The following is a 25,185-nucleotide window of genomic DNA, read 5'->3' as shown; positions in this document are numbered from 1 at the left end:
GTCCTAAGTGCTGGGTGCTGGTGAATCGTAGTTCAGCACTTGGCACTTAGGACTTAGCACTTTCAGTTTACCCCAGACTCACCCACACGCTCTTCACCTGCGTATACAGGTCGAGCGCGTGCTTCCCCAGCTCGCGGCCGTAGCCGCTCTGCTTGTAGCCGCCAAAGGGGGAAGCGGTGTCCAGGTTGTGGTAGGTGTTGATCCACACCGTGCCGGCGCGCAGGCGGTGCGCGGCGAGGTGCGCCTTGCCGATGTCGCGCGTCCACACGGCGGCGGCCAGGCCGTAGATGCTCGAGTTGGCGATGTGGATCGCCTCGTCCATGTCCTTGAACGTCGTGATGCCCAGCACGGGGCCAAAGATCTCCTCGCGCGCGATCGTCATCTCCGGCGTCACGCGGTCGAAGATGGTGGGGTTCAGGAAGTAGCCTCGCATCCCGTTGACCTCCACCCGCTCGCCGCCCGTCAGCAGCTCGGCGCCCTCCGCCTTTCCCTTCTCCACGTAGCCGAGCACGCGGTCCATCTGCTCCTGCGACACCAGCGGCCCCAGGCGGGTCTTGGGGTCGAGCGGGTCGCCCGCCTTCAGCTTGCCGGCGCGCGCCAGCAGCTTCTCCACGAACTCGTCGCGGACCGACTCCTCCACCAGGAGTCGCGAGCCGGCGGTGCACGCCTGGCCGGCGTTGTAGAAGATCGCCATCGAGGCGCCCTTGACCGCGGCGTCCAGGTCCGCGTCCGCCAGGACGATGTTGGGGCTCTTGCCGCCCAGCTCCAGCGACACGCGCTTCAGCGACCCCGCGGCCTCGCGCTGGATGATCTTGCCGACCTCGGTGGAGCCGGTGAAGGCGATCTTGTCCACGTCCGGGTGCCTCACCAGCGCCGCCCCCGCGGACTCGCCGAAGCCGGTGAGCACGTTCAGCACCCCGGCCGGGAGCCCCGCCGCGGACGCCACGCGCGCCAGCTCCAGCGCGGTGAGCGGGGTCTGCTCGGCGGGCTTCAGCACCATCGTGTTCCCGCACGCGATGGCCGGCGCCACCTTCCAAGCGGCCATCTGCAGCGGGTAGTTCCACGGGATGATGGCTCCGCAGACGCCCATCGGCTCGCGGCGCGTGTAGTTGAGGTACGGGCCGGGCACGGGGATGACCTCGCCCTCGATCTTGTCCGCCCACCCCGCGTAGTAGCGGAAGCAGTCGATCGACTCCTTGACGTCGATCTTGCGCGCCTCGTTCACCGGCTTGCCGTTGTCCATCGCCTCCATGCGCGCCAGCTCGTCCGCGCGCGCCTCCAGCCCGTCCGCAATGGCGTACAGGATGCGGCCACGGGCGCGGGCGTCCATCCCGGGCCAGGGGCCGTTCTCGAAGGCCTCGCGCGCGGCGCGTACGGCGCGGTCCACGTCCGCCTCCGCCGCCGCCGCCACCTGCGTCAGCGGCTCGGCCGTGGACGGATTCATCGTATCGAAGGTGTCTCCGGACTCCGCGGCCTGCCACTCGCCGCCGATGTAGAGCTGTCCGGGCTGGATGTCCATCATGTGGTCTGCCATGGGTACCAAGACTAGGGAATAGGGATTCAGGGGATAGGGAATAGGGATCAGGGAAACTCGAAGCGGACAGCCCCGGCCAGGAGCGGTGCTTCTGCTGTTCCCTGATCCCTAATCCCTAATCCGTAATCCCTGCAGTTATCACTTGCCCGTGAACTGCGCCGTCCGCTTCTGCACGTACGCGTTCAGCCCTTCCTTGGCGTCCTGCGAGTTGAAGAGGAGCGCCTGCAGCTCGCGCTCCAGCGCGAGGCCCTGCTCCAGCGGGAGCTCGGCGCCGCTCTGGCAGGAGCGCTTGATGTTGCCCACCGCAAACGTGGCCTTGCCGGGGCGCGTGAACTGGCGCGCGTACTCCAGCACCTGCGCCAGGAACTCGTCGCGCGAGCCGGCGTCCAGCACCTTGTTGACGATCCCCAGCGACTCGGCCTCTTCGAAGTCGAAGTTGGTCCCTTCCACCATCAGCTGGATCGCCTTGGAGGTGCCCACCAGCTTGGTGAGGCGCTGCGTGCCGCCCGTGCCCGGGAGCACGCCCAGCGCCACCTCGGGCAGCCCCACCTTGCCCGCGCCGCGCCGCGCGATGCGCAGGTCGGCCGCCATGGCGATCTCGAGCCCGCCGCCCACCGTGTGGCCGTTGAGCGCCGCGATCACCAGCTTGGGCGTGTGCTCCAGCCGCAGCAGCGTCTCGTTGGCGTGCAGGCAGAAGTAGTACTTCCAGGTGGGGTCCGCCTGCTGGAGCATGTTGATGTTGGCCCCCGCGCAGAAGAACTTCTCCCCCTTGCCCACGATCACGATCACGTCGACCGTGGGGTCGAAGCGCGCGCGGAGGATGGCGGCGTCGATCTGCACCATCATCTCGTGCGTGTACGTGTTCGCCGGCGGATCGTCGAGCGTAAAGATCGCGACGCCTTCCTGCACTTCGTAGTGCACCAGCGTCTTCGTGTCGCCCTGCGTTTCGGTGGTCGCGTTCGCCATCTTTGCTCCGGGTGTTGTAATAAGTAACGGTGTGCGCGCCGGTCAGGGCTGCTCGGAGCGCCACATCGCGGGGTGCGCGTCGCCCGGCGCGGCTGCGCGGGCGGCGTCGGACATGGCGGCGCCCGGGGGGAGGAAGCCCTCCACGAAGATCCGGTGCATGTCGTCCACCAATTGGTCGATGGGGACGTCCACCTCCGGGCGGTGCCAGTTGTACAGCCAGTTCATCATCCCGAACAGCGAAAAGGTGGCCACCCGCAGGTCCACCCCGCCGTCCGGCCGCAGCTCGCGGAGGATCTCCATGGCGAGCTCCGTCAGCCGCTTCTTCTTCGCGTTCACCCGCCGCCGGAACTCGCCCGTGAGCGACTCGCCCTCGTGCGACAGCACCTTCATCTCCGGCGTGTTGGCGATGAAGTAGCGCAGGTGGTTCTCCATCAGCAGGCGCAGGCGGCGCTGGGGGTCCGCCTCGTCCGCCACCAGACGCTCCAGGTTGTCCAGCAGCGTGCCGAAGGCGTGGTCCTGGATGAGGAAGAGGAGCTCTTCCTTGCTGTTGAAATAGTAGTACAGCCCTGAAAGCGATACGCCCGTGGCGCGCGCGATGTCGCGGATGCTCGCCTGGTGATAGCCCTTCTCGGCGAAGATCGCCGCGGCCGTCCGCAGGATGCTCTCCAGCTTCTCGTCGTACGCGCTGCGCTCGTCCGTCATGTTCCGGGTTGAGTGGGCGGATGTATCGAACGTCCGAACAACCTAGCCCGCGCCGAGAAGGGGTGTCAAGCCACGGCCCGCCCCTTGCTTGACGGGGGACAAACCCCTGTTTAGCTTGGATTTTCTCCCCGGCTGGACCCCGCTTTCGATGGCGATCCGTATGCCGCATCGCTTCTGCCCTCCGCTCCGGGCGCTCGCCGCCGCGCTCGCGTGCACCGCGGCCGCCTGCGCCGACCTTCCCACCGCCCCCGGGTCGTTCGTGCGGGAGGCAGGGGGCTCGGTGTGGGTGGCGGTGGTGGAGCCGGCGGGGTTCCCCACGGCACGCACCTGGCTGGGCTCGCTCCCCGGCAGCGCACCGGAGGGGGCGGCCGCACGCACCACGCTTGCCGATGCCTCGCGCGTGCGTAAGACGGGAGAGATCGAGGGAGCGCTCCTGCTGGAGAACCGCGCCGCCCGCGAGGCTGCGGCCGCCCTGCGCCACCCCGATGCGCGTCTCCTGCTGGTCGCCCTCGCCGCGGCGGACGAATGGGTCGAGCGCGCCGCGCTTCGCACCGAGGGCGGCCGCTTCCCCGAGCTCGCGCGCGCGGAGCTGGAGATGCGCGAGGGGAGTGCCCGCGCCCGCACGCGCATGGCCGCGGGCGACACGGCGGGCGCCGTTCGCGAGATCGTGCTGCTGGCCGAGACCGCGCGCGCGTGGGCTCCGCTGGCCGTCGCTCTCCGCGCCGTGCGCGACGCCGAGCGGCGCATCGACACGACCCCCAACCCCTCCGCCAACCTCCTGCGCGCGCGGCACCTCCTCCGCGGCGCCCGCGAGGGCGTGGCGATGGGCGAGCCGATGCGTGCGCTGCAGCGTGCCACGTACGCCCTGCAGCTCATCGACCAGGAGGGCGGCGCACGCGGACGTTGAATCCGCACCCGCCGCCGGTTACATTGGTGGCCTCGTCGCCCGGATGGCGGCGGACGTGAGCAGTTGGCTGCGGTGGCGTAATGGTAGCCGCAATCGCCTCAAAAGCGATCGGGAGTAATCCCGTGTGGGTTCGAGTCCCACCCGCAGCATGCAAATAGAACAAGGGCACCTCGCGGGAGGTGCCCTTGTTCGTTTCGGCGGGCGAACGCCGGGGGATGAACGCCGGGGGAGAATCCCCCGGCTGGAACTACGGGAAGACCGCTGAAGCGGTCTCGCGGGTTCTGTCATTCTGAGGGAGCCGCCTACGCCGGGGTTCGCATTCTCGCTCAGGCTCTCGCGGCGACCGAAGAATCTAGCCGGCGAGGCAAGAGGCCAGCGGGTAAGGACGAGCCCCTCGGAACGCGCAGTAGATCCTTCGCTCCGCGCCGGAGATTGGAGCCGAGAAGAGGACCGTGCGGCGCGTCGCTCAGGATGACGGGGTGTGATCAACCGGCTCGCGTGAAGACCGCCTCGTGAACGGTTTGTGAGCCGTCCGCCGTGTGCTCGGTGAGGGTCGCCTCCATGCGCGCGGGGGAGGTGACGACGGCGCGCAGCTCCAGGTCGCGGCCACCGAGGATCATGCGGCCGGTGCTCACGACGGCGTCCTGGGGACCGCTCCGGGCTCCGCGCACGTATGCGTCGACCGTCACGTAGCCGCTCGGGCGCCGCTGCTGGGCGGTCCAGCGGGTGTAGAGGGAGCCCTCCAGGTCGGCCACGACAACCGTGAAATCCGTCAGCGAGCCGACGATGGCCGAGGAAGACCAGAGCCCCGCCAGGTCCACCCACGTGTCGTACGGATCCGGGCCGGTCTCCTCCGCGGGAGGAGCCGCAGCCGGCGGAGGAGCGGCATCGGCAGGCTGCGGCCTCGCCGCGGGTGGCTCGGCGGCTGGGGCATCGGATGAGATGGGGCGGGCGCGCCAGGCCGCGAGCGCGTCGCGGATCTCGTCGAACGAGCCGTCCAGCGCGTCGTGGTCGGACTGCACCACCGTGGCGAGACGGGCGAACGCGCCCCGCATGGGAGCGGGTACCTTGAGCGTGATCATCTCCAGGCCGCGGGCTCGCTCGCGGGCCCTGAAGCTCGCCTGGCGCTTTCGTGCGGCTGCCCGTTGCGCGGCGCGCCTTGCCGCTTCCACGTCCGTCGGATCGCTCGACATCGTCACTCCAGGCGTGCGGTGGTTACAAGTTATGCCAGGCGTGCAATAGTTAAGCGAGTGGGTGCCTCCGTGGCAAGGGGAACGTTCGCGATTCCGTGATAAGTAACGTATGCGGATGCCGGGCCTCCAAGGGCGCTTCGGCGCTCGTTCCGGTTCGGGAACGTAAGCATGTTCCCTGATGGGAACGCGCATCCCGGTTCCCGGCGTGGCGGTAATGCGCAAATGGCGGCGCCACAACACGTTGCGGAACTTGAGCCAAACGGTGCGCATCTTGTATGACTCTTCCGCGCCGGTCCCACCCGCGGCCCGCATATCTTTCCCGCCCGGCTCCCTCGGTACTGAGTAAGCCTCTGCCTATGTCTGCGAGACTCCGAACCATCCTGTTCGCCGTGGCGTTCGCGCTGCTGGCCTTCGCGCCCGGCGCGTGGGCCGCGCCAGGCGTGTCGGTGACCATGGTGAGCAGCCCACGGCTCACGCTGGACAGCAACACCCCCTGCACCGGGCCCCAGGCCGCCTACGTCTCCTTCCAGGTGACCAACACCTCCGGGACGACGCAGACGAACCTGCGCAGCACGATCTCCGGCTTCGCGGGAGGAATCACGCTGGCGGGCGGGCAGGCGGCCGGGCAGTGGATCGGTACGCTGGCCCCGGGCGCGAGCCGCACGCTGTGGTGGTTCGTCAGCTATCCGTGCACCTTTGGGATCAGCAACGCGCTGGTGGTGTCGGTGAGCGACAACACCGCGGGCTCCACCACCGGCATCGGCACGGTCACCACCAGCAGCATGATCAGCGCCCAGGCGGGCGGCATCGTGAACACCGCGACGCTGGGCGCCGGCGCGGTGGTGGGGCAGACGATCACCATGGACGTCTCATACGACTTCGGCGGCGCCAGCGCCAACGACACGTACAACCTGCAGCCGGCGGGCAACAACACATTCAGCGGCGGTTGCTTCCAGCTGGTCCGCACGACGGTGACGTCGTCCAACGTCCCCGCGATCCCCACGGGAACGGAGAACCAGCAGTACTTCACGGCCACCGCGAGCGCCACGGGGAACGGGTACACCATCGTCATACGCTACTACTTCAAGTACCTGTGCGCGGGGGTCACCACGCTGGCGAGGCCGTACTCCAACCAGAACAGCGGCACGCAGCTCAAGTACTCGTCGAACTACCAGAACTTCGCGGGAGGGGTGGGTATCAGCTATCCGGGCGCCACCAACCCGTTCGTCGTCACGAAGTCCGTCACGCCGACCGCGGTCCCGTCCGGCAGCACCGTCACGTACACGGTCGTCATCTCCAACCCGTCTTCCTACAACTCCGAAGTCGACTCCATCGTCGACGTGCTCCCTAGCGGGGTAGTCTACGGCGGGATCGCGCCGGGGAGCCAGGTGACCACGGGCTCGCTCCCCGCCTCCGGAAGTACGGGAACGATCGTGTGGCGGGGGAGCCAGCCGACGCCGTACGCCATCCCCGCGCAGGGATCGCTGACGCTCAAGTACACCGCCACAATCGCGGCCGCGGGCCAGTACACGAACAGCGTCAGGGCGATCACCGGTACCACGCAGCTCGGCCAGACCGCTTCGGCCACCGTGACCGTGGGCACCGCGAACCTCTCGGTGACCAAGACGGGGCCCGACTCGGTGGTGGTGAGCGACACCATCAAGTACGTGCTCACCGTCCGCAACCTGGGGCCGGAACGAGGATACGGCGTCGTCCTGAGCGACACCCTCCCGGTGGGCGTGACCTTTGTGCGCGCCACGCGCACCCCCACGCTGGTGGGACGGGTGCTCACCTGGCCCTCGCTCGCGACGCTGGACTCGGGAGCGGTGCGGACGGACACCGTGGTCGTGGTGGCGCCGGCGACGCTGGGGTCGATGGTGAACGTGGGAGCCGCGTCTTCCAGCAGCTACGACAGCGACGCGACGAACAACAACGGCACCGCGCCGGCCTCGCGGGTGACGACGACGATGAAGTCCTCGATCTCGGTGACGCCGGACGGGCTCGCCTCGCCGACGCCGCGGCTGCCGGGCGGCGCGTACGGGCAGGCGTTCAACGTGCAGAACCTGTCGCCGGCACCGGGCACGTACGCCCTTTCGCTTCGCACCACGGCCACCGGAGCCGCGGCGGTGTTCATCGCGGTGGACAGCGTGACCGGTCCGGGGATCGCGACGCCGGCCTCGTACGCCACCGCAACGGTGCCGCTGGGCGGACGCACGACGACGGTCTACACGGTGTGGTACCGCGTCCTCGCGGGCGACACGGCGGTGAACACGCAGTTCCTGAGGGCGCGCGCCGTGAGCGACACGCTGTTGCGCGACGACGGCTTCGCCGAGGTGCGGCGCGTGCGGCCGGTGCTGACCCTCAGCAAGACGGTGTCGCCCACCGGCACCCTCGCTTCGGGAACGGACCTCACCTACACGCTCAAGATCGCGAACGTGGGCGAGTACGCGGCGCGCGCCGTGACCGTCACGGACTCGGTGCCCACGCAGGTGATGTTCAAGGTGGGGAGCGTTTCGCAGACGCTGCCGTCGGGGCTGACCGCCGCCGTCGCGTACCGGGACAGCACCGGGGCGGCGATCACACCGGGCGGGAACGCGGCGTGCATGGTGACCGGCGGCTACGACAGCTGCGTGCGGCGGATCGTGTGGACTCTGTCCGGCGACCTCCCCGCGGGTGCCTCCCTCTCGGACGGGCAGTTCGCCTTCATAGCGCGAATAAAATGAACCCCTCCCCACCCGTGCGCGTGCCCCAGGCCACGGACGTGACGCAGACGTGCAGCGGCGCGAGCGAGAGCTCCCCGCGCGCGCTCTGCGTCTCCGTGCGTCCGCGCACCAGGTGGCTGCGGGTGGCGCTCGCCTTTGCGCTGGCGGCGGGCGGGGCGGGGGAGGCGGCGGCGCAGGAGGGGATGGGGCCGGGGCACACCGCGCTGGTGGACGTGGGGATCCACACAGGCGGGTCGTACACCACGGACTGGTTCACCACCCCCGGCGCGGAAGGCGAGGAGGGATGGGACCCTGGGTACGCGCCGACCTTTGGCGGATTCGCGCAGCTCTGGCTGGACCCGCGCTTCGGGGTGCGGGTCCACGGGGTGTACCTCCCGCAGAACCTCCCCGAGCAGGGCGGGCTCGACCAGAGCACGCGCGTCGTCAACAGCTACCTGTACGACGTGGACCTGGTGATGCGTCCGTTCGTCCTCTCCACGCCCAACCGGCTCCTGCAGACGGTCTACCTCTTCGTGGGCGGCGGCGGCTACACGGCCGACATCGGCGACTTCATGGCGCCCGGCGGGGAAGAGTCGTGCGTCCCCCACGAGTCGTGGACGCCGTCGGGAGTCTGCGTATCCACCGACCCGGATTACTCGACCACGGGGATGGCGGTGGCGGGGGCGGGGATCAGCCTGGCCCGCGTCACCGATGACGTGGAGGCGTTCGGCGAAATCGCGGTGCACGCGTACGACTCGCCCGCCCACGTAGTTGAAGGTGCCGCGGGAGAGGACCGCCTGACGTTCACCCCGCGCGCCGTGATCGGCCTCAAGGTCGGTCTGGGCCGTCGTGCGGCGCGCGCGCCGAAGCCGATCGCTCCGCCGGCTCCGCTCCCCGCGCCGCAGCCCCCCGCGCCCGAGCCGCCCGCTCCCGAGCCCGTGACGCCGCAGCTCGAGCAGATCCAGGTGTGCGTGATCAGTAACGGGACGCTGGCGAACGTAGCCGCGCAGCGCGACCCGCTGTCGGGCGACACGACCGTCGCCGGACAGCCGTTCACCGCGGCTCTTCCGCAGGGCGAATCCGCCGCGGCCGCACCCTGGTTCGTCGCGGACGAGCCGGTGGTCTTCGAAGGACGGCGCTTCGTGAAGTTCGGCCTGCCGCGCCTGCTGCGCGCGGGCGACGTGACGCGGGTGGGCGAGTTCCGCGGCGTGGGCGTCTTCGCCGAGCCGAACGTGCGGCGGACCGAGGTCATCTACCTACCCACGGGCTCCGGATGCGAGCTCCAGCCGTACCAGCTCGAGGTAAAGGTAGGCGCGGTCCGCGGGTAGCCCTCCAGACTACGTGTGCCCAAATGGGAACGTCCCCCGTTCCCGTTTGGGCACACGTTCCTTGCCGGAACCCTCCGTTGTTCTCCCTAAGTGACTGATTGGCAATGAGTTAAGGCGGCGGGCGCCACGGCCCGCCGCTTGTATTAGGAGTACACGTGCGAACTCCCGTCCGCACGCCGGGCCGGCCATGAACGACACGCTTCATGGGGCCCTGCCAGAACCACCGAAAGAGTACACTCACCGGTCCGCTGCGGGCCGATCTCATCCCTAAAGGCGAGGTTCCCATGAAGTCGATCGCACGCCTCCTGGTACTGCTTGCCCTTGCCGCGGCCCCCGCCGCGGCGCAGCAGCCCGCCGCGCCCGGCCCGCTGCGCGTGACGGCGCAGAACCGCACCGCGGCCGACCTGGCCGCCCGCGGCACGCCGCGCGGCGACGACCGCGTCCGTCCGGGCGACGTGGTGCGCTACCGCATCGCCTTCACCAACCCGCAGCGTACGCCGGTGCGGCCGGTGCTTGCGAACCCCATCGCGCCCGGGATGGCCTTCGTGGCCGGTTCGGCGCGGACCGCCCGCACGGATGCGCGGGCGGAGTACTCCATCGACGGGGGCAAGACCTTCTCCGTCCAGCCGATGGAGACCGTAGTCGTGGACGGCCGGCAGGTGCGGCGCGCCGCCGCGCCGGAGAAGTACACGCACGTGCGTTGGACCGTCGGCGGTTTCGTGGCTCCCGGGGCCACGGTCGTCGCGGAGTTCGATACCCGCTTCGGGAGCTCGTCTCCCGAGCGGAGCCAGTAAGCCCATCCCATCCCATCCCCACTCCCCAGTCCAAGGTCACAGGAGATGAACAAGACTCTACGGCGGGTAGCCCTTGCGGGGCTGCTGCTCGCCCCGTTCGCGGCCAGGCCCGCTCACGCCCAGGTGGTGACGCCGACCCCGGAAGGGACGACGATCACCAACACGGCGAGCGCAACCTGGACCGACGCGAACGGCAACACGTACTCGCCGGCCACGGCCAGCGTCAGCGTCCTGGTCGGCTTCAAGGCCGGCCCCGACGTGCAGTCGCCGGTGTCGGTGACCCCCGCGTCGCCCAGCACGGGCAACGAGATCGGGTTCACCATCCTCAACACTGGTAACGGTATCGACAGCGTGACCGCCTCCACCACGGCGGCCGCGGGCGTGACGATCACCGGCTACAAGATCGGCAGCACCACCTACGCGACCCTGGCCGAGCTGAACGCGGCGCTGGCCGGCACGCCGATCTCGGCGGGGACCAGCATAGTGGTGACGGTGGTCTACACGGTGGCTCCGGGCCAGGGTGGCCAGACGATCCCCGTGTCGCTGACCGCCACTTCGCGCCGCACGCCGGCTGTGACCGGCGCCACCGACAGCTCCACCACCAACGTGCTTCCGGCGGTCGCCGCGGCGGTCGTGGTGACGCCGGACGGCGGTACGGTGGACCGGCTTCCCAGCGGCACGGGGCCGACCACGTACACGGAGACCTTCACCGTCCAGAACACCGGCAACCGCACCGACACGTATACGCTCTCGGCCACGGCCGGCACCATCCTGAGCATCGTGTCCGTGAACGGCGCGGCGGGGACCGGCGGTTCCGTGACGCTCTCCGCGGGCGGCAGCACCACGGTGGACGTGGTCTACACCGTATCCAACAGCGCCGCGGCCGGCGCCACGGAGAGCCTGGTGCTGACCGCGACCTCCGCGAACAACGCGAGCGTGAGCGATCCGGGCAACCGGGTGATCCGCGTGGTGCGCGCGGCGATCAGCATGACCAAGGAAGTGTTCGACGACAACCAGACCACGGCGATCGGCGGGCCGCTTTCCTCCGACCGCGTGCTTCCGGGGCAGTACATCCAGTACAAGGTGACCGTCACGAACACCGGCGGCGCCGCGGCAACCCTCACGGGCACGGGCTTCGGCATCACCGACGCGCTGCCCAGCCAGGTGACGTACGTCTCCACGTCGTCGGATGCGGCGGGGTGGACGATCACCGAGAGCAGCGGCACCGTGAGCGCGGCGCTCACCGGTACGCTGGCGCCGGGCGCGAGCAGGTTCTTCTGGATTCGCGTGCGGGTCAAGTAGTCAACCGACGATCTGATCACGTAAACAGGAACCGATCCGAATGTCCTTTACTGGCACTCTCACCCGCATGGTCGCCCGCGACCCGAGCCGGACCCGCTGGGTCCGCCGGGCCCTGGCCGCCGCATGGGTGGCCGGCCTGGCAACCGTGGGGGCGCCCCGCGCCGCCACGGCCCAGGCCGGGGACACGGTCCTCGTGGTCAACCGCGTTTCCGCCACCTTCGGCACCCAGGACGGGTTCGTGGGCACGGCGGAGGCGACGGCGACGGTGGTGGTGAAGATCACGGCGGGGGTGCGGATCACCGCGCCCCAGTCGGCGGCGCTCGTCCCGGGCGAGCGGCGTGTCTTTGCGCACCGGCTGGAGAATGTGGGCAATGGGGCGGACCGGTACACCCTGGCGGCCAGCGGGCCGTCGGGGTGGACCATCCGCCTGTACCTGGACACCGATGGAAATGGGGTGCTCGGGGCGGGGGATCTCCTCGTCTCGGGTCCCGTCCCCCTGGGGGCGCGCGAGTCCGCGGCGCTCCTTCTCGTGGTTGAAGTACCCAGCAACGCGCCCGACATGGGCTCCACGGCGATCGACGTGAAGGCGACCAGCACGGCCGACCCGACCGTCACGGATTCCGTGCGCGACACCGTCACGGTGCGCCGCCCGCTCGCCGCGCTCTCGCTGGGCAAGTCGGTGGACCGCTCCGACGCGACGCCGGGCGACACCCTCCGCTACACCCTTACCTACGCCAACGCGGGCGACGCCGCTTCCGGCGCGGCCGAGGTGACCGACACCCTCGCCTCCGTGCTGAGCGCGGTCCCCGGCTCCCTGACGCTGAACGGCGCGCCGCTGACCGATGCCGCCGACGGCGACGCGGGCTCGGTGGAGCGCATCGCCGGCGGACGCCAGCTGGTGCGCGTCCGGGTCGGCGCCATCGCGGCCGGCGCGGCGGGTGGCATCTCCTTCCGCGCGGTGGTGGGCGCGGAGGCGGGCTCGGAGCCCGTCCGCAACTCCGCCACGATGAACGTGGAGCGCCTCCCCGACACTCCGCCGATGGGCGCCAACTCGCCCGTGGTGGAGACGCAGCTCGTCCGCGCGCAGCTCGCGCTGGCCAAGGAGCTGGCGGGGTCGGACACGGTTCGCGTGGGGCAGACGGCCGAGTTCCGGCTGACCTGGACCAACAGCTCCGCCGTCACCGCCCACCAGGTGGTGCTGGAAGACACCCTGCCGGCCGGGCTCGAGTTCATCCGCGCCGAGCGCGGCGCCGAAGTGGCCGGCCGCGTGGTCCGCTGGAGCCTTGGCTCGCTGCGCCCGGGCGAGACGGGCAGCGCCGTGCTGACGGTGCGCGTCGTGGCGCGTCCCCAGGATGCGGCCATCGTCAACCGCGCCACCCTGCGCGCGGCCAACGCGTCACCGGTGACGGCCGAGGCGGGCGGGCTGAAGGCGCTCGGCTTCAACGGCGACGAGCTGGTCGTCACCAAGACGGCCGGCGTGCTGGAAGCCGCCATGGGCGAGGCGATCCCCTTCACGGTCGCCGTGCAGAACAAGGCGAGCGTGGCGCTGCGCAACGTCGAGGTGATCGACATCCTCCCCGCGGGGCTGCGCTACGTGGAAGGGCGCCTCACCGGCGCCGACAGCGCGCGGGTGGAAGGGAACACCGTGCGCTTCTGGATCGGCGAGCTGCCGGCGCTGGCCACGCGCACCGTCTCGTACGTGGCGACGGTGGTGTCGCCGGGCGACGCGCGGGCTCTGCAGAACCGCGCCACGGCCACGGCCGAGGGCGGCACGCTGCGCAGCGACACCGCCAGCGCCTGGGTGCGGATGCGCGGCGGCTTCGCGGTGCAGGTGCGCACCCTGGTGGGCAAGGTGTGGATGGACGCCAACGACAACGGCCGCCAGGAAGCGGGCGAGCGCGGCGTGGCGGGCGTGGACGTGTGGAGCGCCGACGGCGAGGTGGTGACCACCGACCGCGAGGGCCGCTTCTCCTTCCGCGACGTGCGCGTCGGCACGCACGCCCTGCGCGTGGACACGGTGGGCGTGCCGGCCGGCTTCGGCTTCGCCCGCCCCCAGGACGCGGTGGTTCGCGTGCGGATGGAAGGGTGGACGACGCCGCGCGTGGACTTCCGCCTGGTGCCGCGCGGCGGCGCCGCGACCGTGACGGTCACGGGCCCCAACGCCCCGGCCGAGCGCACCGTCGGCGGCGGCCCCGCCGCGCCGGTCGCGCCCTCCGCCGACGCGCCGGTTAAAAAGGACTCGCTCCCCGCCGCCCCGCGTGTGGCCCCCGCGCGCACCGAGGAAGCCCGCCAGGCGGACGCCGCCAGCAGCTTCGCGACGGGGCCGGCGGTGCGCTTCTTCGCCCCGGCGGACGGCGCGGTGATCGCCACCAACCGCGTCTTCGTGGGCGTGCGCGGCGAGCCGGGCGCCACGGTGCGCCTCTTCGACGGCGACTCCGCGATCGCCGAGGCCACCCTGCGCCCCGACGGCGTGGCGGACTTCATCGGCGTGCAGGTGGGCGCCGGTCCGCACCGCCTGCGCGTGGAGATGAAGAACTCGTGGGGCCAGCAGCGCGCGGACAGCCTCGCCCTGCACGTCTCCGGCGAGGCCGGCCGCTTCGAAGTGGACGGCACCGTGGCCGCGCTGCACGCCGGCGCCCCGCGCGCCGACACGGTGCGGGTGCGGGTGCTGGACACGTGGGGCGTCCCGCTGGCCGGCGGCATCGCCGTCACGGTGGAAGGCTCCGGCGCCGAGCCGCTGGGCGCGGACCGCGAGCCGGCCTCCCCCGGCCAGCAGCTGCGCGCCGACAGCGCGGGAATGCTCTTCGTGCCGGTGCGCCCCGGCCACATCGTCGGCCCGGGCGAACTCCGCCTCTCCTCGGGAAAGGCCGCCGGCCGCATCCCGCTGCGCGTCCTTCCCTCCACCCGCCCGCTGATCGCGACGGGCGTGGGGCAGATCGGCGTGGGCGCGGCGCCGGACGCGTTCGGCGCGGTGACGGTGCGCGGCTCGGTGGGCCGCGAGACCACGGTGAGCGTCTCCTACGACTCGCGCCGCGGCAGCCAGGCGGACGACTTCTTCGCCCGCGGCTACGACCCGAACGACGAGTCGCGCTATCCCACCTTTGGCGACGGGAGCGAGCGGCGCGTCCTCTCCTCCTCCACCCAGAAGGTCTCGGCGCGCGTGGAGCGCGGCTACGACTGGGTGGCGATGGGCGACGTGGAGACCGGCGACTTCGGCGGCGACCCGCGGCTGGGGACGTACGGCCGCTCGCTGACCGGCGTAACCGGGCGCGTGGCGACCGGCGCGGTGACGTGGCGCGGCTTCGGCAGCATGACCGACCAGGTGCTCGCCCAGCGCCAGGTGCGCGGCAACGGCACCTCCGGACCGTACCGCTTCGGAAACTCCGTGCGCCCGGGCACCGACCGGGTGGCCGTTGAGGTGCGCGCCCGTGAGAACGCGGCCCGCGTGATCTCGCGCCAGGAGCTGGTCCGCTGGTCCGACTACCAGATCGACTACGCCACGGGCGAGGTGCTCCTGCAGCACCCGGTTCCCACCAACGACCTTGCCGGCAACCCGGTGTTCGTGGTGGCGATGCTGGAGAGCCGCTCGGGCGGCGAGGCCCGCTTCGTAGGCGGCGTGCGGATGGAGGTGGACGCCGCCCGCATCCTTCGCATGGGCGCAACCGGCGACTCGCTGGCCTTCTCGGTGATGGGCGTGCGCGACGGCGGCGAGCCGACGTCCGGCTTCGGCGGGCAGGACCTGCTGGGCACCGGGGTGCGCCTGCGCCGCGGCTCCCTCTCCCTGCGTGGCGAGATGCTCCGCTCGCAGCGGCCCGACTCGTCGGCCTTCGCCGGCCGCGCGGAAGCTTCCGTGTCGTTGTTCAAGGACCGCGCGCGGATCGGGGCCGAGTGGCTCAAGGTTGGCGCCGGCTTCGCGCCGGGCACCGACCCGCGCCTCAGCGCCGGCGTGCAGGAGATCCGCGCCATCGGCGAGCTCCGGCTCTCCCCCGCCAACAGCTTCAGCATCACGCACGACCGCCAGCGCTTCGACGGCTTCGGGATGGAGCGCGCCAGCACCATGCTGCGCAGCCGCAACGTGGTGGCCGGCCGCCCGCTGGTGACCGAGGCGGGGATGACGAGCGACAACGACGGGAGCGGCACCGCCGCCTCCGCGCTGGGCAAGATGACGCTGTCGGTGACGCCGCGCGCCGACGTGTGGCTGGAGGGCGCGCACGTCCTCTCCGACCGGCGCCCGGTGCTGGGGAGCACGACGCTTCCCTCGCGGCCGGACCAGATGGGCCTCGGCGCATCGTACCGCGTCTTCGGCAGCACGCGCATCGAGGGCACGCACCGCTGGGTTACGACGCACGGCGACTCGGCCGGCAGCTACGGCCTCAGCTCCGTGAACGTGCGGACCGGCGCCATCCTGGGCGGGCAGATGTGGGGCGGCCTGGAGCGCGCCGACACCGAGCGCGCTTCGCACTCCGCGGTGCTGGGCTGGAACCAGCGGCTGAGCCTGAATGGCGGCTGGGCGCTCAACGTGCTGGCCGAGCGCCACTTCGGCCTCAACCGCGCCTCGCTCCTGGACCCCACGCGCGCCCTTCCCTTCGCGCAGACGGAGCGCGACCGCTGGTCGACGGGCGCCGGGGTCGAGTACCTCCCCACCGACAGCGCGCTGCGCTTCTCGGCGCGGGCGGAGCTGCACGGCGGCGCCGAGGCCCAGGGCTACCGCATCGACGTGGCGGGCGACCTTCCCATCGGCTCGTCCGCGGCGCTCCTCACGCGGCACGACTGGTGGCAGGACAACCGCAACGTGGGCAACGGGATGCAGCTCGCCCGCCGCGACCGCTCCCTGCTGGGCCTGGCGATGCGCCCGGCGCAGCACAACGACCTGAACGTGCTCGCCAAGCTGGAGTGGCGGAACACGGTCAACCCGCTCCTCGCCGGGAGCGTGGGCTCGTCGGCACTTTCCGAGCGGCGGCTGATCGGCGCCACGGACGCGCTGTGGGCCGTGCGCAAGGGTACGGAGATCGGCGCGCGCTACGCGGTGCGCTGGGCTTCGCGCCAGGACAGCAGCTCGGGGCTGGGCGCCGTGTCCAACCTGGCGCACTTCGGCGGCGCGCGCCTCCAGCAGGAGATCCGCGGCCCGCTCTCGATGCGGATGGACGGACGCGTGCTGCTGGACGCGACCGGCCGCGCCTCCCGGTGGAACCTGGCGCCGGCGCTGGTGGCCGCGCTGGGGCCGCGGGTTGAGGTGGAGGGCGGCTACCGCTTCGGCAACCTGATCGATCCCGACTTCGCGCAGCAGGGCGGGCGCGGCTTCTATGCCACCCTGGGCGTGCGCTTCACGGAGAGCGCGCTGACCAGCGCGGCGGACTTCTGGCGCGAGCGCATCGCGCGCGACCGATAAGAACCAAGGCACACTTCGATGGCACTCCCGAACGCGAAGCGCCCGCTGGTCGCCCTGGCGGACGACGACGAGATCCACGCCGAGGTGGTCTCCATGTGGCTGGACCGGCACGGCTTCGAGGTCGTGCGGTTCGGCACCGGCGACGAGCTTCTGGCCTGGGCGCAGGGCGGGCCCGCCACCCGCCCGGACGCCCTCCTCCTGGACGTGGAGATGCCCGGCCGTGACGGCTTCCAGGTCCACCAGGAGCTGCGCCGCATCACCGACTTCTCCACCACGCCCACGGTGTTCGTGAGCGGCATCGCGCCCGATCGATTGGCGGCGCGCGCCCGCGAGGTCGGCGCGCAGGCGTCGCTGAGCAAGGACGAGCACCTCCTCCCCCTGCTGAGCGCCTGGCTCACCGCCACGCTCCTCCCGCCCGCCGCGTAGCTGGCGAAAACGAAACAGGCTCACGCGGAGACGCGGAGGCGCTGAGAGAACTCCTCTCGGCGCCTCCGCTTTCTTGTACGTACGCATGTGATTTATCACGCCCGTGTCACGGCCCCGCTCCGCACCCCTGTACGGCACCGCCTCTACCATCAGGCACGGACATTGTAGACGACCGCGTCACGCGGCCCGCACGGCGCCGCTCACGACGACAGACAGGAGCACGCATGCTGACCGAAGAACAGCGCACGACCGTGGAGGGCCTCCTCATCCGCGAGCGCGAGCAGGTGCTGGACGCGATCGGGCATCACGACGCGGAGGTGCAGGACCTGCGCGACCGGGCGGGCGAGCTGAGCCAGTACCGCGTCCACCCCGCCGACCTCGCGACGGAGAGCCAGGAGAAGGAAAAGGACTTCATGATCACCAGCATGGAGGGCGGCCGTCTCTATGCCATCGACGACGCGCTCCGGCGGCTCTACGACGATCCCGAGAACTTCGGCAAGTGCGCCAGTTGCGGCCGCGACATCGAGTGGGAGCGCCTGGAGGTGATCCCGGAGACCACCCTCTGCGCCGAAGACGCCCGCGCGGTGGATGAGGAGACCGGCGCGGCGGACGCGGCCGATCCGCGGGAGGCGTCGCGGGCGGGGGAGTAGGAGGCCCTCACCCGGCAGCTTACAGCTGCCACCCTCTCCCACAAACAGCCGTGGGAGAGGGGACGTGAGGCCTGCGCGGATGTGCGGGCGGTGGTGTTGGGGGCAGGCACGGGCAGCCACACGGGGCGGCCCCTACGGGATGGGTGCGAAGGCAAGGGTCGGGGTGGGGCAAGGGTGGGCGCGATGAATCGCGCCCCTACCAGATCCATGCGGCGCGGACTGCAGTTCTCCCCCTCCCCCGCCTGCGCCCCCGCAGGCGGGGGAGGGGGTCGGGGGGAGGGGGCCCCCTCCCTCACACCACGTCCCGCAGCAGCAGCTGCAGCGCTTCCCGCGCCCGCATCACCCGCATCTTGAGCGCGCTGATCCCCGTTTCCAGGCGGTCGGCCATCTCCTCGTACGACAGACCCTCCACGTGCTTCAGGAGGAAGGCCTCGCGCTGGGCCTCGGGGAGGCGGGCGAGGGCGGCTTCCACCACGCGGCCCAGCTCGCTCCGCTCCAGGACGGTGCCGGGGTCGTCGTCGTCGGAGGTGGAGGCGGTGTCGTCCTTGAGCTCGACGGTGTGCTGGCGGCGGTTCTTGAGCCAGTCGCGGCAGCGGTTGCGGAGGATGCGAAAGATCCAGGCGGCAAAGCGCGACGGGTCGTTGCAGGTGTGGAGGCGCGTGTACGCCTTCACCAGCGAGTCCTGCACCAGGTCCGCCGCCGCGTCCGCGTCGCCCACCATGCCGAGCGCATGACGAAAGAGCGGATCCTGGTAGCGCTCCACCAGGATCGCGTAGCGCTCGCCCTCGCCGTCGAGGATGCGCTGGATCAGCTCCGAGTCAGTGGAATCGTGCACGGGGCACAGCACATGGAAAAACGGGGCCGCGCCGACCGCGCCGCCCCGCGCACGCCGTTTCACGGTGCCCGGTTTCACCTTGCGAGGCGCTGGGGGCGTTGCTATGTTGGCCCGCCTCCGCTGGCCCGGATGCTGCACCGCCGCGGGGCGCCCGCCGGGGCACCGCGGTACACCGGCGGGGAGTCGCCAAACTTACGTTCGCACAAGCGCTTGAGGAAGCGGAAATGGCCGCCAAGGGTCTCGAAGGGGTGGTCGTCGGCCAGTCCAGGCTGAGCTGGATCGACGGGGCTAACGGGGAGCTGATCTACGGGGGGTACGACATCGACGACCTCGCGCGGAACACCACCTTCGAGGAGGTCTGCTACCTCCTCTGGAACGGCTCGCTCCCCACCCAGCAGCAGTTGGACGAGCTGAACGGGCAGATCGCGGCGCAGCGCCGCGTTCGCCCCGAGATCATGGACATGATCCGCGCCTTTCCCAAGGACGCGGACCCGATGGCCGTGCTGCGGACGGTGACCTCCGCGCTGGGGATGTACGATCCCGACTCGGACGACAACTCGGAGCCGGAACTGCGCCGCAAGGCGATCCTGCTCACCGCGCAGCTCCCCACGGTGACGGCGGCGTACGACCGCATCCGCCGCGGGCTGGAGCCGGTGGAGCCCAAGGACGAGCTGGGCACGGCGGCCAACTTCCTCTACATGCTCAACGGCGAAGAGGCCAACGAGACGCGCATCCGCACCATGGACGTGGCGCTCGTGCTGCACGCCGAGCACGGGATGAATGCCTCCACCTTCGCCGCGCGCGTCACGGCGGGGACGCTGTCGGACGTCTACTCCGCGATCACCTCGGCGATCGGCACCCTAAAGGGTCCGTCGCACGGCGGGGCGAACGTGGAGGTGATGAACATGCTCCGCGAGATCGACGAGAGCGGCACCACGCCCAAGGAGTGGGTGCGGGACGCGCTCGCCGGCGGCCGGCGGGTGATGGGCTTCGGCCACCGCGTGTACAAGGCCACCGACCCGCGCGCCACCGTGCTGCGCGAGCTGGCCGACAAGATCATGGCCGAAGCGGGCGAGACCAAGTGGCTCGACCTGTCGGACCAGATCCGCAGCGTGATGGGCGAGGAGATGGAGGCCAAGGGAAAGAAGATCTACCCCAACGTCGACTTCTTCTCGGCCTCGGTCTACACGACGCTCGGCATCGGGATGGACCTGTTCACCGCCGTGTTCGCCATGGCGCGGACGCCGGGGTGGACGGCGCACCTCTTCGAGCAGTACGCCAACAACCGCCTGATCCGCCCCGAGGCGGAGTACGTGGGCCCGCGCGACCTCAAGGTCAAGCCCATCGCGGAGCGGTAGCGACATCGGCGGACCACCGCCTTCGGGGGCGCGGCGGAGTGCCCGCCGCGCCTTTTTTAACAGCAGTGCCAAGTGCTCAGTGCCAAGTGCTCAGTGGCTCCCGCGTGCGGACCAAGCGCTTGTTTACTGGGCACTAGGCACTAAGCACTCAGCACTTAGCACTTAGCACTTCCGTCCACCCCAAACCTTACCCCGAGCCGAAACCATGTCCGACTGGCAGCCCACTCCCCCCGCGGGCGGCGAGCGCATCGAGATCCGCGACGGCGCGCTTCAGGTTCCCGACCAGCCCATCCTCCCCTTCATTGAGGGCGACGGCACCGGGCCCGACATCTGGGCGGCCTCGCAGCCGGTCTTCGACGCCGCCGTGGAGCAGGCGTACGGCGGCAAGCGGCGCATTCACTGGATGGAGGTGCTCGCCGGCGAGAAGTCGTTCAACCAGACCGGGAGCTGGCTCCCCGACGCCACGCTGGACGCTTTCCGCGGATACCTGGTGGGGATCAAGGGGCCGCTGACCACCCCCGTGGGCGGCGGCATCCGCTCGCTGAACGTGGCGCTGCGCCAGGTGCTGGACCTGTACGCCTGCGTGCGGCCGGTGCGCTGGTTCGAGGGGGTCCCCTCGCCCGTCAAGCGCCCGGGCGACGTGGACATGGTGATCTATCGCGAGAACACCGAGGACATCTACGCCGGCATCGAGTTCGAGGAAGGCACCGCCGACGCGGCCCGCTTCAGCCAGCTGCTGGCCGAGAACTTTGGCGACCGCTTCAAGAAGGTCCGCTTCCCCGAGTCCAGCGGCTTCGGCATCAAGCCGGTCTCGCGCGAGGGGACGGAGCGCCTGGTGCGTGCGGCCATCGAGTACGCCATCGCGAACGGGCGGCGCTCGGTGACGCTGGTGCACAAGGGGAACATCATGAAGTTCACCGAGGGCGCCTTCAAGACGTGGGGCTACGAGCTGGCCGAGCGCGAGTTCGGCGACCGCGTCTTTACCTGGGCCGAGTACGACCGCATCAAGGACGCGCAGGGTGAGGATGCCGCCAACCAGGCGCAGAAGACGGCCGAGGGCGACGGGCGCATCATCATCAAGGACTCCATCGCCGACGCCTTCCTGCAGCAGATCCTGACGCGCGGCAGGGACTACGACGTCATCGCCACCCTGAACCTGAACGGCGACTACGTATCCGACGCGCTCGCGGCGCAGGTGGGCGGCATCGGGATCGCCCCCGGGGCGAACATCAACTACGTTACTGGTCACGCCATCTTCGAGGCGACGCACGGCACCGCGCCCAAGTACGCCGGCAAGGACCAGGTCAACCCGGGCTCGGTGATCCTCTCGGGCGAAATGATGCTCCGCTACCTGGGTTGGGGAGAGGCTGCGGACCTGATCATCAAGGGGCTGGAAGGCGCGATCAGCGCCAAGACCGTTACTTATGACTTCGAGCGGCTGATGGAGGGCGCCACCAAGGTGTCGTGCTCCGAGTTCGGCCGCCGGATCATCGCCCACATGTAGGGTGTACGTGCCGCCCGGCAATCCAAGCGACGCCGGGCGGTTCGTTTTCCCATGGCAAGCAAAGCATCCTGATGAAGATCTCCGTTCGCCGCGCCGGCCCGGCCGGGCAGCGGACCCCGCTGCTCGTGGCCCCCGTCTTCGAGGGCGCCGCTCCCGATGCGGCCCTCGGCGCCGAGGCCGCCGCCGCGCACGCCCGCGGCGATCTCACCGGCAAGGAAGGGGAGAGCGTCCTCCTCTACCCCGCCTCCGGTCCCGAGCGCATCCTGCTGGCAGGCGTGGGGAAGGCGGACGCGCTGACGGCGGAGAAGCTGCGCCGCCTGGGCGGGATCGCCGCCAAGCAGGCAGCGAAGGCGCGCGCCGCCGAGGCCACCGTCCTCCTTCCCGCGAGCGCGGTGGGTGCGCACGAGGCCGCTCGCGCCGTTGCCGAGGGCGTGGTGCTGGGCGCCTACACCTTCACCGAGCTGAAGGCGCTCCCCGAAGGCCAGTCCGCGCCGGTCGAGCTCGGTTCCGTCACCATCCTCCTCCCCGACGGCGCGGATGAAGGCGCCGCGGCGGAGGGTGCGCGCATCGGCGAGATCGCGGCGCGCGCGGAGAACCTGGCGCGGAACCTGGGCAACCTCCCCGGCAACATCGCCACGCCCACCTACCTGGCGGATGTGGCCGAGCGGATCGGTCGCGAGCACGGGATGAACGTCACCATCCTGGGCCCGGCGGAGATGGAGGCTGAGGGGATGGGCGCCCTCCTGGCCGTGGCGCGCGGCACCGACGAGGAGCCCCGCTTCATCGTGCTGGAGCACCGCGGCGGTGCCGAGGGTGACCGGCCGCTGGTGCTTGTCGGTAAGGGGCTGACTTTCGATGCGGGCGGCATCTCCATCAAGCCGGGGCAGGGGATGGAGGAGATGAAGTTCGACATGTGCGGCGGGGCGGGCGTCCTCGGCGCCATGCAGGCGATCGGTGAGCTCAAGGTGCGGGCGAACGTGATCGGGATCGTCCCCTCCAGCGAGAACCTGCTGGGCGGACGCGCCATGAAGCCGGGCGACATCTTCCGCGCCCACTCCGGCAAGACGTTCGAGGTGGTGAACACCGACGCGGAGGGGCGGCTGATCCTGGCCGACGCCCTTTCCTACGCGCGCCGCTTCGATCCGGTTGCCGTGCTGGACGCGGCGACGCTGACCGGCGCCTGCGTCATCGCGCTGGGGCACCAGGCCACCGGCGTCATGGGCAACGACGAGGCGCTGATCGCCGAGGTGCGCGCCGCGGGCGACCGCACGGGCGAGCGCTGCTGGCAGCTCCCCATGTACGAGGAGTACCGCGAGCAGATCCGCAGCGACTACGCGGACATCAAGAACAGCGGCGGGCGCCCGGCCGGCGCCATCACCGCCGGCTGGTTCCTGCGCGAGTTCGTGTCGTACCCGTGGGCCCACCTGGACGTGGCGGGCACCGCGTGGGGCGAGGGGAAGCTGTCGTACCAGGTGAAAGGCGCCACCGGGGTGCCGACGCGCCTCTTCGTAGACTGGGTGCTGGCGCGCGCGGGGACGGGTTGACGCGGATCCTCCGCCCCTGCGCCCCGCTCCGGGCCGCCGCCATCATCGCGGCGGCCCTCGGTGCGCACTTCGCGGCGTCTCCACTCGCCGCGCAGGTTCCGCGCGACACCGTTCCGCGCCCGGCACCGCGCGACACCGTGCCTCGTCCGCCGCGCCGCGACACCATCCAGGTGACGGTGCCGCCCGAGGCACTGCGCGCCGACACCCTGCCGGACCGGCCGCGCCCCGACAGCACGGCGCGCGACTCGGCGGCGGCGGACACGCTCACGCCTGCGCCCAACTTTCCCGAGTTCCCGGTCGCGGCGGGAGCGCCCAGCTTCGGCGCTGCGGTGTGGGAGTTCACGCGCGAGGAGCTGGGCCGCTACCACAGCCTCACGCTGCTGGAGCTGCTCGACCGCATCTCGGGAATCCTGATCACCCGGTCGGGCAACTTCGGACGGCCGGCGGGAGTGGCGCTTCTGGGCGGCGGCGGCGGGCGCTTCCGAGTCTTCCTGGACGGCTGGGAGATGCGCGCGCTGAACGGCGCCTCCTTCGACCTGCAGCGCATCCCGCTGGTGGACGTTACCGCGCTGCGGGTGGAGCGCGACCTGAACGAGGTGCGGGTGGAGATCTCCACCTTTCGCCTCCCCGACGCGCGCGCCTTCGCGATGATCGAGGGCGCGGACGGCGACTTCAACTCGCGGATCCTGCGCGGCTACTTCTCGCGCCCGCTGGGGCGGCGGTTCATGATGCAGGCGGGGCTCGACCTGTCGCAGAGCGCAGGATTCCGACGGCTGGACCCATTCAGCATAAACACGCTGATGGGCCGCCTTAGTTACCAGTTCCGCCCCGACTTCGGCCTTCAGCTCGACTACCGCCGCTCCGCCATCGACACGGAGCAGGAGGCGGGGAGCGCGATCTTTTTGCAGGAGAGCCTCGACCGCAATGAGATCGTTCTGCGCGGGCGCGGACGCTTCCTGAACCGCCTCTGGGTGGATGCGGGGATCGGGCAGAGCCGCGAGTCGCCCGCCGCGGCCGACTCCATCAACGCGGACGTCAGCTCCGTGCAGGGGTTCGGCCGCGCGACCATGGACATCGGCATCGGCAACGTCTCCGGCGCGTTCCGCCTGCACCGGGGCAACGAGGGGTCGTACGCGCCCAACGCCAGCGAGCTCTCCGCGCGCGCCGTCCTGGCGCCGCTCCCCTGGCTGACGGCGCGCGGCGAGGTGCGCCTGCGCACGCTCGGCGGCGAGGCGGGCACCGAGACGGACGCGATGGTGCGGGCCGGTCCCTTCGCCGGCGTCACGGTCTTCGGCCAGATCGGCGCCGGCGTGCGCGCCATCCCGTTCCTGGCCGACACCGCGCTCTCGCTGCGCACCTTTGGCGGGCTCGTGGGTCGCCCCCCGCTCGAGGTGCCCGACACGATCGGCGTGATCCGCCTCCTGGAGCCGACGCTCGCCGGCCTTCGCGCGGGGGCCGAGCTGGCGCGCGGCCCGTACCAGCTCGGCGCCGCGTTCGTCGCGCACGACGTGGAGTCGGTCGCGCCCTACGGCCTCTCGTTCGATCGAGGCGCGGGCCTCGCGGACGGCGGCGCGGTCACGGCGCTGGAGGGGTACGCGTCCGCGCCGGTTTTCTGGGAGACCGTGCGCTTCGACGGCTGGTTCGTCCGCCGCCTGGATACGGTGACGCGGCGCTACCTCCCGACCTACTTCGGCCGGGGCGCGCTGGAGTTCCGCAACGTCTACCGCGACGGAAACCTGGAGCCGCTGTTTCGGATCGAGGCGGTGGGCCGCGGCCGCAGCACCCTCCCCGGCGACACCGAGGAGACGACGGTCCTCACCCCGCGCTACACCGTCTTCAACCTCTTCGTGCAGGTCCGCATCGTGGACGTGCGCGTCTTCTACCGCCTCGACAACGCCTTCAACGCGCCCGGCCTCGACATCCCCGGCACCCGTATCGCCGGCTCGCGCGCGCTGTATGGGGTGCGCTGGTTCTTCAGGAACTGACGACGATGAACCCGAAGCGAAGAGGCGGAGCCGCGGACGAGAAAATCCACCGCGGCTCCGCCACAC

Annotated in this window: 17 protein-coding genes and 1 tRNA gene; 13 read left to right on the top strand and 5 right to left on the bottom strand. The window is 71.0% G+C overall.

Annotation, left to right across the window (positions count from 1 at the left end; all coding sequences use genetic code 11):
- Nucleotides 1-67: 67 nt before the first annotated feature.
- The 3 genes from VF584_17620 to VF584_17610 form a co-directional block, all read right to left on the bottom strand.
- Nucleotides 68-1,522 carry an aldehyde dehydrogenase family protein gene (locus tag VF584_17620; protein HEX8211999.1) on the bottom strand — a complete coding sequence of 485 codons (1,455 nt, stop codon included), beginning with the start codon at nt 1,520-1,522 and terminating at the stop codon, nt 68-70.
- Between the two features lie 150 nt (nt 1,523-1,672).
- Nucleotides 1,673-2,500, bottom strand: coding sequence for an enoyl-CoA hydratase/isomerase family protein (locus tag VF584_17615; protein ID HEX8211998.1), 828 nt, complete (start codon nt 2,498-2,500; stop codon nt 1,673-1,675).
- A 42-nt stretch (nt 2,501-2,542) separates the two neighbouring features.
- Nucleotides 2,543-3,202, bottom strand: a complete 660-nt coding sequence (locus VF584_17610; protein HEX8211997.1) for a TetR/AcrR family transcriptional regulator — start codon at nt 3,200-3,202, stop codon at nt 2,543-2,545.
- A gap of 148 nt (nt 3,203-3,350) precedes the next feature.
- Between VF584_17610 and VF584_17605 the strand changes: the two genes are divergently transcribed.
- Together VF584_17605 and VF584_17600 are read left to right on the top strand one after the other, a co-directional pair.
- Nucleotides 3,351-4,109, top strand: a complete 759-nt coding sequence (locus VF584_17605) for a hypothetical protein (GenBank protein HEX8211996.1) — start codon at nt 3,351-3,353, stop codon at nt 4,107-4,109.
- Between the two features lie 66 nt (nt 4,110-4,175).
- Nucleotides 4,176-4,258 (top strand) — tRNA-Leu (locus VF584_17600).
- 336 nt (nt 4,259-4,594) lie between these two features.
- On the opposite strand, the gene VF584_17595 is transcribed toward VF584_17600, so the two are convergent.
- Complete coding sequence (locus tag VF584_17595) at nt 4,595-5,302, bottom strand: hypothetical protein (protein HEX8211995.1); 708 nt, start codon at nt 5,300-5,302, stop codon at nt 4,595-4,597.
- Nucleotides 5,303-5,658: 356 nt separating this feature from the next.
- On the opposite strand from VF584_17595, the gene VF584_17590 reads away from it, so the two are divergent.
- The 7 genes from VF584_17590 to VF584_17560 all read left to right on the top strand — a co-directional run bounded on the left by VF584_17590 (nt 5,659) and on the right by VF584_17560 (nt 17,893).
- Nucleotides 5,659-8,025: a hypothetical protein gene (locus tag VF584_17590; GenBank protein HEX8211994.1), complete on the top strand. Its 2,367-nt coding sequence runs from the start codon at nt 5,659-5,661 to the stop codon at nt 8,023-8,025.
- Nucleotides 8,022-9,332, top strand: coding sequence for a hypothetical protein (locus VF584_17585; protein ID HEX8211993.1), 1,311 nt, complete (start codon nt 8,022-8,024; stop codon nt 9,330-9,332). Before VF584_17590 ends, VF584_17585 begins: the two co-directional genes overlap by 4 nt.
- A gap of 284 nt (nt 9,333-9,616) precedes the next feature.
- A complete protein-coding gene (locus VF584_17580) occupies nt 9,617-10,126 on the top strand; it encodes a hypothetical protein (GenBank protein HEX8211992.1) in 510 nt (169 codons plus the stop codon).
- 45 nt (nt 10,127-10,171) lie between these two features.
- Nucleotides 10,172-11,428 carry a hypothetical protein gene (locus tag VF584_17575; protein ID HEX8211991.1) on the top strand — a complete coding sequence of 419 codons (1,257 nt, stop codon included), beginning with the start codon at nt 10,172-10,174 and terminating at the stop codon, nt 11,426-11,428.
- A gap of 40 nt (nt 11,429-11,468) precedes the next feature.
- Entirely contained in the window at nt 11,469-16,817 is a 5,349-nt protein-coding gene (locus VF584_17570) for an SdrD B-like domain-containing protein (GenBank protein HEX8211990.1), read from the top strand.
- An 18-nt stretch (nt 16,818-16,835) separates the two neighbouring features.
- Nucleotides 16,836-17,243: a response regulator gene (locus tag VF584_17565; GenBank protein ID HEX8211989.1), complete on the top strand. Its 408-nt coding sequence runs from the start codon at nt 16,836-16,838 to the stop codon at nt 17,241-17,243.
- Nucleotides 17,244-17,467: 224 nt separating this feature from the next.
- A complete protein-coding gene (locus VF584_17560; protein ID HEX8211988.1) occupies nt 17,468-17,893 on the top strand; it encodes a TraR/DksA C4-type zinc finger protein in 426 nt (141 codons plus the stop codon).
- A 292-nt stretch (nt 17,894-18,185) separates the two neighbouring features.
- Here the strand turns inward: VF584_17560 and VF584_17555 are convergent, their stop codons facing one another.
- Entirely contained in the window at nt 18,186-18,728 is a 543-nt protein-coding gene (locus tag VF584_17555; protein HEX8211987.1) for a sigma-70 family RNA polymerase sigma factor, read from the bottom strand.
- A 224-nt stretch (nt 18,729-18,952) separates the two neighbouring features.
- Here VF584_17555 and VF584_17550 point away from each other — a divergent pair, with 224 nt between their 5' ends.
- The 4 genes from VF584_17550 (at nt 18,953) to VF584_17535 (ending at nt 25,119) form a co-directional block, all read left to right on the top strand.
- Nucleotides 18,953-20,086, top strand: a complete 1,134-nt coding sequence (locus VF584_17550; GenBank protein HEX8211986.1) for a citrate/2-methylcitrate synthase — start codon at nt 18,953-18,955, stop codon at nt 20,084-20,086.
- 205 nt (nt 20,087-20,291) lie between these two features.
- Entirely contained in the window at nt 20,292-21,590 is a 1,299-nt protein-coding gene (gene icd, locus VF584_17545) for an NADP-dependent isocitrate dehydrogenase (protein HEX8211985.1), read from the top strand.
- A gap of 71 nt (nt 21,591-21,661) precedes the next feature.
- Entirely contained in the window at nt 21,662-23,134 is a 1,473-nt protein-coding gene (locus VF584_17540) for a leucyl aminopeptidase (GenBank protein HEX8211984.1), read from the top strand.
- The gene (locus tag VF584_17535; protein HEX8211983.1) at nt 23,131-25,119 is read left to right on the top strand and encodes a TonB-dependent receptor plug domain-containing protein; all 1,989 of its coding nucleotides are present in this window, start codon (nt 23,131-23,133) and stop codon (nt 25,117-25,119) included. The genes VF584_17540 and VF584_17535 overlap by 4 nt, the downstream gene beginning before the upstream one ends.
- Nucleotides 25,120-25,185: the final 66 nt, after the last annotated feature.

The organism is Longimicrobium sp. (genome assembly GCA_036389135.1).
In the GTDB taxonomy this organism is placed as follows: Bacteria; Gemmatimonadota; Gemmatimonadetes; order Longimicrobiales; family Longimicrobiaceae; genus Longimicrobium.
This window is presented reverse-complemented; position numbering and strand designations above follow the sequence as displayed.